This is a genomic window from Variovorax sp. 05L425 (assembly GCF_056397705.1).
Window position 1 is genome coordinate 136,752 of record NZ_JBFTNY010000014.1, and the last position, 12,214, is coordinate 148,965.

At 64.2% G+C, this 12,214-nt stretch carries 10 protein-coding genes; 5 read left to right on the forward strand and 5 right to left on the reverse strand.

Features of this window, described 5'->3' with window-relative positions; all coding sequences use genetic code 11:
- Window positions 1-55: 55 nt before the first annotated feature.
- Together AC1DN9_RS17295 and AC1DN9_RS17300 are read right to left on the reverse strand one after the other, a co-directional pair.
- Window positions 56-796: a GntR family transcriptional regulator gene (locus AC1DN9_RS17295; protein ID WP_478102290.1), complete on the reverse strand. Its 741-nt coding sequence runs from the start codon at window positions 794-796 to the stop codon at window positions 56-58.
- Window positions 797-913: 117 nt separating this feature from the next.
- Window positions 914-1,909 (reverse strand): Bug family tripartite tricarboxylate transporter substrate binding protein, encoded by a 996-nt coding sequence (locus tag AC1DN9_RS17300; protein ID WP_478102291.1) that lies wholly within the window; start codon window positions 1,907-1,909, stop codon window positions 914-916.
- A gap of 199 nt (window positions 1,910-2,108) precedes the next feature.
- Between AC1DN9_RS17300 and AC1DN9_RS17305 the strand changes: the two genes are divergently transcribed.
- The 3 genes from AC1DN9_RS17305 to AC1DN9_RS17315 all read left to right on the forward strand — a co-directional run bounded on the left by AC1DN9_RS17305 (window position 2,109) and on the right by AC1DN9_RS17315 (window position 6,414).
- Entirely contained in the window at window positions 2,109-3,380 is a 1,272-nt protein-coding gene (locus AC1DN9_RS17305) for an alkyl sulfatase dimerization domain-containing protein (protein WP_478102292.1), read from the forward strand.
- A 2-nt stretch (window positions 3,381-3,382) separates the two neighbouring features.
- Window positions 3,383-4,732 carry an alkyl sulfatase dimerization domain-containing protein gene (locus tag AC1DN9_RS17310; RefSeq protein WP_478102294.1) on the forward strand — a complete coding sequence of 450 codons (1,350 nt, stop codon included), beginning with the start codon at window positions 3,383-3,385 and terminating at the stop codon, window positions 4,730-4,732.
- 398 nt (window positions 4,733-5,130) lie between these two features.
- The gene (locus tag AC1DN9_RS17315) at window positions 5,131-6,414 is read left to right on the forward strand and encodes a porin (RefSeq protein ID WP_478102296.1); all 1,284 of its coding nucleotides are present in this window, start codon (window positions 5,131-5,133) and stop codon (window positions 6,412-6,414) included.
- Window positions 6,415-6,510: 96 nt separating this feature from the next.
- On the opposite strand, the gene AC1DN9_RS17320 is transcribed toward AC1DN9_RS17315, so the two are convergent.
- The 3 genes from AC1DN9_RS17320 to AC1DN9_RS17330 are packed head-to-tail and all read right to left on the reverse strand — an operon-like array spanning window position 6,511 to window position 10,285.
- Window positions 6,511-7,557: an AraC family transcriptional regulator gene (locus tag AC1DN9_RS17320; RefSeq protein ID WP_478102298.1), complete on the reverse strand. Its 1,047-nt coding sequence runs from the start codon at window positions 7,555-7,557 to the stop codon at window positions 6,511-6,513.
- Between the two features lie 52 nt (window positions 7,558-7,609).
- Window positions 7,610-9,139 carry a DUF1254 domain-containing protein gene (locus tag AC1DN9_RS17325; protein WP_478102300.1) on the reverse strand — a complete coding sequence of 510 codons (1,530 nt, stop codon included), beginning with the start codon at window positions 9,137-9,139 and terminating at the stop codon, window positions 7,610-7,612.
- A gap of 18 nt (window positions 9,140-9,157) precedes the next feature.
- On the reverse strand, window positions 9,158-10,285 hold the full coding sequence (locus tag AC1DN9_RS17330; RefSeq protein ID WP_478102302.1) for an NAD(P)H-dependent flavin oxidoreductase: 1,128 nt from the start codon (window positions 10,283-10,285) through the stop codon (window positions 9,158-9,160).
- A gap of 103 nt (window positions 10,286-10,388) precedes the next feature.
- Between AC1DN9_RS17330 and AC1DN9_RS17335 the strand changes: the two genes are divergently transcribed.
- Both AC1DN9_RS17335 and AC1DN9_RS17340 read left to right on the forward strand, forming a co-directional pair.
- On the forward strand, window positions 10,389-11,189 hold the full coding sequence (locus AC1DN9_RS17335) for an IclR family transcriptional regulator (RefSeq protein WP_478102304.1): 801 nt from the start codon (window positions 10,389-10,391) through the stop codon (window positions 11,187-11,189).
- Window positions 11,190-11,226: 37 nt separating this feature from the next.
- Complete coding sequence (locus AC1DN9_RS17340) at window positions 11,227-12,210, forward strand: Bug family tripartite tricarboxylate transporter substrate binding protein (protein ID WP_478102305.1); 984 nt, start codon at window positions 11,227-11,229, stop codon at window positions 12,208-12,210.
- The last annotated feature ends 4 nt before the right edge of the window (window positions 12,211-12,214 follow it).

Genomic DNA, 12,214 nt, shown 5'->3' on the forward strand with positions numbered 1-12,214 from the left:
TAACAGCTATAGCTTTCCTCAGCGACCGCACTGGATCGGTCGCGACAGCATCGCGCTATCGCTTGACAACGGCCTTGTAGCTGAATCCGTCACCACGGAAGTACATGTCGGCGTGCAGCAGCGGGCGGTCCGTCACGTCGTGAGGCGTGAAGCGAATCCGCAGCACCGGCGCATCGGCGTCAATACCCAGGTGGCGCGCACGCAACTTTCCCGCGGGCAGGGCACTCGTTTCGATGTGCGTGTTTTTCATCCGGAAACCCAGGCGGCTCTCGAGCAAGGTCATGAAGTCGTTGGTCTCGATGTCCTCGCGCACCAGCGCCCTGACCAGTTCGGTCGGCCCCCATGCAATGCCGTAAACCAACGGCTTGCCGTCGACGCTGCGCACCATCGTCACTGCCGTCACGGGCGCGCCCGGTGGCAGCTTCAACGCTTCGGCCACTGCGGCAGGCGCCTCGACGTCGCGCATCGACAGTGTCTTGCCGAGTGCTTCTCTCCCGAGGGCGCGCATGTGATCGAAGAACCCCGTCAAGGGACCGAGGTTCGGCGCGTCCGACGGCCGCGTGACAAAGCTGCCCTTGCCGTTGATCTTCTGGATCAGGCCCTTGGCATGGAGCGCCGCCAAGGCCTGCCTTACGGTGATGCGACTGACGCCGAACTCGACCTCCAGTTCCGCTTCGGACGGCAGCTTGCTGCCCGCGACCAACTCGTTGACGACGATGCGTTGACGAAGCTGGGCTTCGATCTGGGCAAACAGCGGGAGGCTGGCGGCGGTGGAATTTTCTGAGGAAGTCGACATGCAGGTGCCACGGTAGGAAACGGCTGGCGCGCTGAATATTTTGATCAGGCGCGTCACAGTGTGATTCCAATCATAAAAGGAGAGGCGTCGTGGCCCTGGCGCCGCAGCAGTACCGCCTCAATCCAGTCTGACACCCGTGTCTTGCGCCATCTTCAGGGCCACCGGCAGGTACGCCTTGTAGGCCGCGGTGGCCTGCGCCGGCGAATTGCCAATGGGCTCGGCGCCAAGTTCCTCGATGCGACGGGCCACCTCGGGCTGCTTGACCACGGCCTGGACCTCGCGGCCCAGACGTTCCACGATGGCATCGGGGGTCTTCGCGGGTGCGAGCAGCGAAGTCGGTCCGGTCAGGGCATAGACCGGATCGCGATAGCCCTGCTCTGCAAAGGTAGGCACCTGTGGCAAGGCACTGGCGCGGCGCGTGCCCACCACCGCCAGCGCACGCAACTTGCCGGTCGCAACATAGGGCTGGAGCGTCGTGACCGAACCGACCGTCATCGTGATGACGCCGCCGATCAGGTCAACCGCCATCGGTCCCTCGCCCTTGTACGGCACGTGCAGTGTCTGTACGCCATAGGTCTTGTCCATGTACACCTGCACCTGGTGCGGCAGGGTGCCCGGTCCCCAGGAGCCCATCGCGTACTTGCCGGGCGATGCCTTCATGGCCTCGATCAGGCTCGCCACGTCCTTCGCGGGCACCGACGGATTCACGGCCAGGACTGTGCGCGCGAGCGCGACATCGGACACCATGCGCAGGTCGGTCCTCGGGTCATAGGGCAGCTTGCTGTAGAGCGCCAGGTTGGCGGTGATCGGGCCCGGAATCGTGAGCAGCAACGTGTAGCCATCGGGCGCGCTTTTGGCCACGTAGTCGGTGCCGATGATGCCGCCGGCACCGGTGCGGTTCTCGACCAGCACCGGCTGGCCCAGCCGCTTGGCCAAGGCTTCGCCGACGACGCGCGCAAAGATGTCAGTCGAGCCGCCGGCCTGGTACGGGACGATCAGGCGGATCGGCTTGGTGGGGAACTCGTCCGCCGCCCGGGCCGGCGCGCCCACCGCCAGGAACACAGCTGCTGCAACGAAGGCGTCCAGCGCAAAGGAAGAAATGGAGGTTCTCATGGGCGGCGATCATGCCACAGCCTATTATGACAGCTGACTGGGTTTCCACCTACACTGGACCTTACCCTATCATAATAGCTTAGGTAATTTCCCTTGTTACCTATCATAATAGCTAATGGCGTGATGTGCTCATTTGCATGCACGCGGGATCCGTCTTCACGCCCTCCCATCGACATCCCAGCAACCAAATGGAGATCGGATGAGTCCAGACAACAACATCCTGATGATGAAGCAGGGCCTCGCTCGGCACGCGAGCGGCGTGCACACCCTTGGCGGCCAGGGCAACTCGCTGATCGTCGAACTTGGCGACAGCCTGCTGCTGGTGGACACCGGTCCGGGCGGGGACATCACGCAGCGAATGATCGAGCAGGTTCGCGACAGCTTCGGCCAACGCGTGAGCCACATCGTCTACAGCCATGGACACATGGGCTACAACAACGGCGTGCAGCAGTGGCTGGATGACGCAGCAACGCGCGGCGAGGCGCCGCCGCGCGTGATCGGCCATGAGCGCGTGGCCCACCGCTATGCCCGCTACCGCGAGACCGGTGGCCTGCAGGCGTATATGAACGAGCACCAGTTCCGCTCGCCCTATCCCACGACGCCGCCGGCGCACTGGTTCCGCCTGCCCGACGAGACCTACCGCACGCGCCTGCGCATCGAGGGGCGCGATCGCAGCGTCGAGTTGATCCACGCGCCCTCGGAGACCGACGATGGCACCGCCGTGTGGATACCGGATGTGCGGACCCTGTATGGCTCCAATGCCTTCATCAAGGCCTGCCCCAATTCAGGCTCGCCCTTCAGGATCCAGCGCGATGTGATGCGCTGGGCCGCGACGCTCGACATGTTCCTGGCGCTGGACCCGCTCGTGCTCATCCCCGAGTTCGGCAAGCCACTGACCGACGCGACAGAGATCCGCGAGTCGCTGGAGCTTCCTTCACGCGCTTTGAAATATCTGCGGCGGGAAGTCGTGCGCCGCATGAGTGCGGGCATGGGGGAGATCGACATCCTGCACGACGTGCCTCTTCCGCCTGAACTGTTCGAGCATCGGTTCATGAACCCGACCTATGGCTGCGCCGAATACATCATGCGCGACATCTGGCGCAGCGAAAACGGCTGGTGGAACCGCAACGCGACCGACCTTCACCCCGCCGCGCCGGGCGCTGCGGCCGAAGCCGTCCGGGCCGCATTGCCCGATGCACAGCGTGTGCTCGACCATGCGCGCCAGCTCGCGTCGAATGGGGACACGCAGCTGGCGCTGCATGTGGTCGACCTGCTGGCCAACGTAGATTTGGCCGGCCCGCCCGACCCGCTGGTTGCGCAGGCCCGCCAGCTCAAGGCCGAGCTCTGCCGCGAACGCGCGACGCAAGTCACCTCCGTGGTCTCGCGCAACCTCTACCTGAGCGCAGCCGACGATCTGATGGGCGACCCGGTGTGCAGTACCGCCAGCCGCCAGCAACCGCAATGGGCATGACCATGACCGCGATCACCCCCTCCGCGTCCGGCATCAGCGTCCTGATGAATGCCGGACTGTTTCGTGACCTGGTGCCGGGCGTGCACACGCTCGGAGGACAGGGCAACACGCTCGCGATCGAGACGGGAGATGGCGTGGTGATCGTCGACGCTGGTCCCGGTGGAAAGGTGTCGCAGCAGATGATCACGCACCTGCGCACCCTGACCCAGGCGCGCGTGCACGCCATTGTCTACAGCCACGGCCACGCCGGCTACAACGCCGGTGTCCCGGTGTGGATCGAACACGCGCTGGCGCGCGGCGAAACGCCGCCGCTGCGCATCGCGCACCGCAATGTGGCGCGCCGCTACCAGCGCTACGTGGAGACGGCGGGCCTGCAAGCCTGGCTCAACAGCCGGCAGTTCCGACGGCCGTTCAAGGCCGCCAGCGCGCAGGACTTCCCGATGCCACAGGTCCTGTTCGTCGACAACCTGAGCCTCGCGCTCGGAGACCGGACGATCGAACTGATCGCGGCCCCGTCGGAAACCGACGACACCGTGGCCGTCTGGCTGCCGCAAGAGCGCTTCCTGTACGGAAGTGCCGCCATGATCCGGAGCATTCCGAACATCGGCACGCCGCTGCGCACGTTGCGCGACCCGATGCGGTGGGCCGCGACCCTCGAGCGGCTCCACGCACTGGGTCCTTCGATGGTGTTGCCGGAGTTCGGCAGCCCGATCACCGGCGTCGCGGACATCGAAGACGCGTTCAGGGTCCCCATTCGCGCGCTGCACTGGCTGCGAAGCGAGGTGGTCCGGCGCATGAACGAGGGGCAGTCGGAGCGTGAGATTCTGGCCGGCATGCACTACCCGCCGGCGTTGTTCGGCCACCGCTTCATGCGTGCGATCTATGGCAGCCCCGACTACATCGTGCGCGACATCTGGCGCAGCGAAAGCGGCTGGTGGGACCGCAACCCGACCCAGCTTCACCCCGCGCGGCCGGCCGACGCTGCGGCGGCGATCGTCGCCGCGATTGGCGATACCGTCGCCGTGCTCGCGCATGCGCGGCGCCTCGGTGACGAGGGACAGACGCAGCTGGCCCTGCACGTGGTCGACCTGGTGGCGACCACCAGCGACGAACCGGTGGCGATTGCCGCGCGCGAGCTCAAAGCGGTGCTCTGCGAAGCGCGTTCCATGCAATGCAGCTCGGTGGTGTCACGTCAGCTCCTTCGCAGTTGCGCGGAGGAGCTGCGCGGCGTGCCGGTGGGTAGCACGCGGGACAACGATCCACCCATGGATTTCTCATGGGATGGCAACGATAACCCCGCGCCGCCGCCTGACATCGGCGCGGAGCGACATCGGCCGACAAATTCGACCTGAACAACGTTTGCGAGAACTCGATCCGTCCCTTCCCTTTGTCGCCAGCGAATCACATCCGAGCGGTCATCCGCAATGACGCGGTCAATGGACCGTATACGCGGCATCCTGCCGGCCGCAGCGATGCTGTGTGCGCCCTCGCAACTGCAATTCCCGAGTCATTCCAACAGGTACGCCGCCTTGTCGTGATCCCACAACGACATGCTGATTTCCCCAAGGACGAATTTGCATAGCGGCCGGGCGAATTTGCATGAACGCGGCTGTCTCCGGGAAGCGCCCCTGATGGAATCAGGACAGCTTCCCAGAGGGAGGTTGGCCCAGGTATTTGTGGGAACTCAAACGTGTCATTCACCGTGAGTCTCCACGCCAGGGCCCCATGTTCAACCTTGAAGAAATCTGCAATGAAAAAATCCTTGATCGCCCTGGCTGCGCTGGCTATCACCAGTGTTGCGACGGCTCAGTCGTCCGTCACAGTGTTCGGCGTGATTGACGCTGCTGTCAGCGGCTATTCGAACAAGACGGAAACGGCGCTCGGCAACAGCATCACGACGAGCGCGACCAAGTTGGCCAACTCCGGCTACAACGCCAGCCGTCTCGGCTTCCGTGGCACGGAAGACCTCGGTGGTGGCCTTGCGGCCGGCTTCTGGCTCGAAGCCAGTCTGAGCAACGACGACGGCAACATCGGTGGCAACGTCGCCAACTCCGGCCCTGCCGTGACTGGCTTCTTCAACCGTCGTTCAACGGTGAGCCTGTCGGGCGTCTTCGGCGAAGTCCGCCTCGGCCGCGACTACACGCCGAGTTTCTGGAACGACAACGTCTTCGACCCGTTCGGCTCCAACGGCGTCGGCGCCAGCTTGCTGGTGGCGGCCAACGGCTACAGCTCCAGCGGTGCGACCACCAACGGCTTCACGGCCAACGCCAACTACATTCGCGCCAGCAACTCGATCGGCTTCTTCCTGCCGCCGAATCTGGGCGGCTTCTACGGTCAGGCGATGTACGCCATGAACGAGAAGACCAGCTACGACCCGGGCTCGCTGACGCCTCCTGGCGCCGCGGCATTCATCGCGAACCGCAACCTCCCTGCCGACAACGCGCGCGCCGGCCGCTACATCGGCGGTCGCTTCGGCTATGCCAAGGGAGCCCTGGACGTTGCTGCCAGCTACGCTCGGAACACCATTGGGTCGAATTACTTCGCAGGCACGACGCAAACGCTCGACATCTGGAACCTTGGCGCGTCGTACGACTTTGACGTCGTGAAGGTGTTCGGCGAGTACTCGAACAACAAGCTCAAGGTTGACAACTCGTCCGCCTTCATCAGCGGCGTCACCAACCCGTTCGCCTTCCGCGAGCCCGGCGCCAACGGCTGGATCCTCGGCGCGACCGTCCCGGTCGGCCCCGGCCTGATCCGCGCTGCGTACTCTGCGGTGAACTACAACAACACGAATCGCATCAGCCAGCTGACGGGTCTATTCGCAGATCCGAAGGCCGACAAGTGGGCCCTGGGCTATGTGTACAACCTGTCGAAGCGCACAGCCCTGTACGCCACCGTCGCGCGCGTCAGCAACAAGAATGGCGCGGATCTGCTTCTCGGTGGCCCGAACTTCTTCCAACCGACGGCAGCGACCGGCGCGCTGACGCCGAAGAGTTCGACCGGCTACGACCTCGGTATTCGCCACGCGTTCTGACACGACGCTGGGGGTGTGCAAGCCGCAGCGGAAGTCTCGGAAGCCACCCGGTACCACGGCGTGCAGCGCCAGGCGGTCGGCGGGTCCGTCTGGCCGCTACGCCCCCATTGCGTCGAATTGCGAGTCAACGCGCAGGCTCTGTCGCATCTTGCTCGGAGCGACGCGATACCAGTACTTGAACTGGCGGCTGAAGTTGGTGGGATCGGAATAGCCCAGTTGTGAAGAGATGGCTTCCATCGAAAGCTCCGTGTGCTGCAGGTACCAGGCGGCATGCGTTCTGCGCAACTCGTCCTTGATGCCCGAGTAGGTGACGCCGGCCTCCGCGAGTCTTCGCACCAGCGTGCGTGCGGTAATGCCCAGGTCCGAGGCCAACTCGCTCATGTCCGGGTTGCTCGTCAGCCGCTCGAGGAGCGCGCGCCGAACGCGCTGCACGAACGCACCGTTGCCAAGTTCCGATTCCATTCTCTGGCAAGCCTGCGCGGCATTGGAGAAGGCGATTGGATCCGCGGCAGCACACGGCGAACGCAGCAGTTCTACCGGCAACTGGAACGTCAGGTACGGTTGATCGAACTCGACCCTGCGCACGTGGCTCAGGCATGAAATGTCGTTGCCGCCGGGGCGAGAGTAGGGCAGTCCGACGGCGAGTTCATCCACAGGGCGCCCCAACATCGCCTCGAACAGCCTGCAGAGCGCACCCAGGATCGATTGCACGACGAACACATGCGTCTCGCACAACGGGCGCAGCGGTTTGACCTTGATCGTGCTCCATCGAGGGCCGCTCTCCAATTGAAACTGGAGACTGCCGAAGATCAGACTGGCATGTCGGCACAGGAACTGCAGGCCCTGGCCCAGGGTATCGCTTGTGACCGCTCCAATGCCGACTGGCGTGTGATAGGGCTGGAGCATCGATCCAGCCGTCAAACCCAGGGCCGGATCGCCGCTGCACTTGATGGCATGCGCGACGAAGCGGCGGAAGACCGAGAAGTCGACCATGTGCTGCCCGTCACAGAGGTCCTGCCAAGCCAAGCCTGCGTTGTCGAGCACCGTCGATGGCCTGATGCCGAGACTGTTCAGGCAGTCCAGGATGTTTCGGACGTAGACCGGGTGCGCAAACGGGATGGCGGCCTCGCGCTTGATCGTCATACGCAGGTGTCAGCAGACGCTATTCCATCCCACGCCAAGGTCGCCACGCCGATCACTTGCTCACCTGAATGTCGTCGGGAACCCAAGTGCGATCAAACCAGGGCGCGAGCGGGCCGTAGAGCCGGAACATGGCGAACCAACCCTTGCCCGGCACGGTTCGGATCCAGTTGCTTTCCTTGCCCGCAGGCGGGCGGGGGCCGAAGTAGATGTCGATGGAGCCGTCGACATTGGACTGGACGGCTTTGTCATACGAGTTCTTGCCGGCCACTTTCTGGCCGTTGGGCAGGATCGCGCGCGACCAGTTGTCGTAGACGAGGATCGACCAGAAATCCTTCGCCGGGGGATTGGGCGGAATGCGAAAGCGATAGCCCTCTTCGCCCCGCAACCAGCCGCCCTTCGCGTCGTGATAAGTCCAGGCGTACTGCGAACCCGTTCCCGGTTGCGGCTTGCTCATTGATTTCGCCGCGCCGGTGGCAAACCACGACATGTACACCATCTCGTCCAGCAGCGTCTTGTGCCCGTCGCTGAACGTCGGATAGCCCGCGATGCCGGCCATCCAATGCGACCCTGTGCGCACGGCTTGCGGGTCGCGCGGTGCATAGCTGATCGCCTGTGCCATGAAGCTGCCGACCTTCACCGCTTCGCCGAAGATGCTCTTCATCCGCACATCCGGCGCAAACGGCTTGCCCTTCTCGATACCCACCGCCCTCATCATCCCGGCCACTTCGGGGTCGATAGCATCGGGGGCTTCGCGCGAAACGAGCTGAGCAAGCATCTCGAAATAGCGAATGTCGTTAGGCGCTGTCGAGTCGAACGGCTTGCCGGTCGCTTCGATATAGGTCATCGGCGTCGGGGTGGCGGCCTTGGCCAAGGGATAGATGCGCACGCTTCTCAGAAGCGCGTCGGACGGTGCGGCATTGCCACTCGCGTCGAGGAATGCGCGCATCAAGAGCCAACCACCGTAGGTTCGCAGCGGCACGACGTGGTAGCCCTCCTTCGGCAACTCACCGGCGTAGCCTGGCGGCACGAAGAGGTACTTGCCGCCCGCGCCGCGGTCGGGGCCGCCCGGTCCGATGTCTTCCACGGGCCTCATCCACATGTCGTTGACGAGTCCGAGAACGCCGGGCGGTGCCTCTACCACTGTTGGCCCATCGGTGTCGAGCGCAAGGAAGGTCGTGCCGTACAGGGTCTCCGAGTTGGGCGTCAGCATCAGCGAGTTCGCATCGGCGCGAAAGATTGCGAGCTTCGAAATCGAATCCACGCCCAGATCGCGTGCGAGGCCGAGCCGAAGGTTGTACATGCTGAGCGCGGGGAGGTTTCTCAGCATGACCTGCGTGGCCCGTTGAAAGTCGAGCTCGTCATACAGCCGCTCAACGGTCTTTGGCGTTGGATAGCCATCCTGGAACGACAAGCTTCCGACGAACCTCGATGTTGTCTCTGCCGGCGGCGGCGAGGGCGTCGTGATTGAGGGAACCGATGTGGGGCCGTCGAGCGGCGGCATGCCTTGCGCCTGGGCGAGTGCCACTATTGCCGCCATCAGAATGCCGGCCGTTGTCGCATGACGAAGAATTCGTGCAGTCATTCGATGCCCTCTGTTCAATCAAGATCCCGCAGTAGGCCGGACGCACGGTTCGGCGAATAGTGGTGAGCGCGCGATGGCGTCCTCCGATTCGCTCACCAGGCCGGCCATGACTTCGGCCACTCTCCGGACTTGGTTGAAGTAGGCGATGCTCTGTCCGGCAGGGCTGTGCATCAAGGGCTCGACACCATGCTCGTCGATCGCACCCAGCAAGTCGCCGACCAGGATGTCCTGGTAGGGCATCTTCAACGGCTGCGGTGCGCCGGTCGATGCCCACTCCTCCGACCAGGCGCTGCGTATTTGCCGCAATGTCTTGCCGCTGTCGGCGCGCGAGATCACGGTGTCGTCGCTGCCGGCCATCAGCAGCTTCTGGCGCAATGCGTCAGGCATCACATGCTCCTCGGTGGTGAGCCAGGCCGTTCCCATCCACACACCTTCGGCCCCCATTGCCAGGGCCGCATTGATGTGCCTTCCCGTGGCGACACCGCCCGCGGCCAGGACCGGAATGTCCCCTGCCAGATCGACGATCTGCGGAACCAGCGAAAAGGTTCCGATGGTGCCCGTGTGGGCGCCGGCGTCGTAACCCTGCGCCACGAGGATGTCGATGGGCTTGGCCAGGGCCCGCTTGGCATGCTTGGGCGAGCCGACCAGCGCAAGCACCAGCTTTCCGGCGGCCTTGGCGCGCTCGATCACCTCCACGGGGGAGCCGATGCCGCAGGCCAGCAGGTTGACGTCGGAGCGCAGCACGGCCTCGAGCTGCTGGCCCGCCACTTCGTTGGACCGGACGAAGCGCGAGCGCTCTCCAGGCTTGCTGGCGGCAGGAACCGCGTATTTCTCGCGGATGCCCTGGACGAAGTCACGGTGGCTGGCCGGCAATTGCGCCTCGATCGCTGAACGGTCGTTCACTTCGGGCATGCCGTCGGGGAGCACCAGGTTCACACCGAAGGGTCGGGTCCCGATCTGTTGGCGAATCCAGGCAAGTTCGTGGTCGATCTCTTCGGGCGTGTGCCGGGTTGCGCCCAACACGCCGAACCCGCCTGCCCGGCAGATCGCCGCGACGACTGCGGCGCTGTGTGTGAAGCCGAATATCGGATGGGCCAGGCCGAGCTTGCGGCTCAGGCGAGTTTGAAGGCGGATGGACTGATTCATGAAAACTCTTGACCTTTTCTGTCTGACTATCTGACAAAGAACATAATAATTCGTCTGTTTGGTCGATAATACGTCAAACGCGCGCACAATTGAAAGGACCGACATGAACATCGCGACATCCGAGCCCGCCGCCACCGAAGCGGAAAAAGACCCCCAGTTCGCCTACACGCTGGCGCGCGGCCTCGATGTCCTGCGGGCCTTCGACGCGTCATCGCCTGTCCTGAGCAACCGCGAGCTTTCCCAGCGCACGGGCATTGCCCGCCCGACCGTCGCGAGATTGACGAGGACTCTCGCCCTGCAGGGCTACCTCAAATACAACGAAGCCACGGCGCGCTATCGACTGGCTGCCTCGGTGCTGTCGTTCGGCTATCCGCTGCTGGCCCAACTCAGCGTGCGTCAGATCGCACGCCAGCAGATGCAGCAGCTGGCCGACTACGCCAAGGGCGCGGTCTCGCTCGCGATGCGCAGCGGGCTGAACATGGTCATCGTCGAAAGCTGCATGGACATCACCGCACTCACCGGGCGGCCCGACATCGGCGCCACCCGCCCGATTGCGACCACCTCCCTGGGCTACGCCTACTACTGCGCAGCAAGCGAGGAAGAGCAGGACTTGATCAGCCATGCGCTGCGCGAGGACGATGCTGCGCAATGGGCAGAGTTCGACGGGCGGCTCGACGAGTGCCGTTCGCAATACCGGGCCAAGGGCTACTGCACCGTCCTCACCGCTTCGGTCGGTATCCAGGCGATCGCGGTACCCGTGCGTTCCAACTTCGACGGTGAGACCCTGGTGATCAACTGCGCCGTCGCTCCGTTCAACCTGGAACCCGACACGCTCGAAGAGCGCATCGCGCCGCGCCTGCTCAATCTCGCGCGGAGCATCGAAACGGCATTGGGCAGGCGATAGCCGTCCGCCCCCTCCCCCGAACCAATAGGAGACATTCTTGAAAAGCAGTTTCTACATGGGCCGCGTCCTCGCGCTGCTGCTGGCATCCGCGGTCCCGGTCATGTCGCAATCCGGCCCCGCGGACGCCTACCCCACGCGAGTCATCCGGCTGGTGGTGCCCTATGCACCGGGTGGTGGGGTGGACGCAGTGATGCGCCTGCTGGCGCCGCGCATGTCCGAGCTGCTCGGCCAAGCCATCGTTGTGGACAACAAGGCGGGCGGCGCCACCATATCGGCGACGGATTACGTCGTAAAAGCCGTCCCCGATGGCTACACCTTGCTGGCCACCGGCGCGCCGATCTACCTGAACACCGCACTGGGCAAGAAGCTGCCCTATGACCCGCTCAAGGACCTTGCACCCATCTCGCTGGTCGTCAACAACCCGTGCCTGATCATCGTCCATCCGTCGGTGCCGGCGAAAAGCATCAAGGAGCTGGTGGCGCTCAGCAAGACGCGCGCGGAGGGCCTCAACTACGGCAGCGCCGGTATCGGCAGCATCGCGCACCTGGGTGGCGAACTTCTCAAGGCGAAGACCGGCATCCAGATGAATCACATTCCCTACAAGGGCAGCGCACCGGCCCTCGTGGACCTCGTGGGCGGACAGCTTCCCGTGCTGGTCGACGCCATGATTCCCTCTTTGACGCAGGTGAACGCCGGCAAGGGCGTGGCGCTCGCCATCGCGGCCAGCGAACGTTCGCCGCTCCTGCCGAACGTGCCGACGCTGGCCGAGGCCGGCTACCCCGGTCTGAATTTCGGCGGGACCTTCGGTCTCATGGCGCCGGGCAAGACGCCGCCGGAAGTCATCGCCAAGATCCATGCCGCGCTGCTCAAGGCGATCTCCACGCCGGAGATGCGCAAGCAGTTGACCGGCATGGGCTATCAGATCGTCGCCAACAGCCCGAACGAATACGCGAGCTACATCCGCAACGAAATTGCCGTCTGGAGCAAGATCGTCAAGGACAACGACATCCAGGCGGAGTGACACC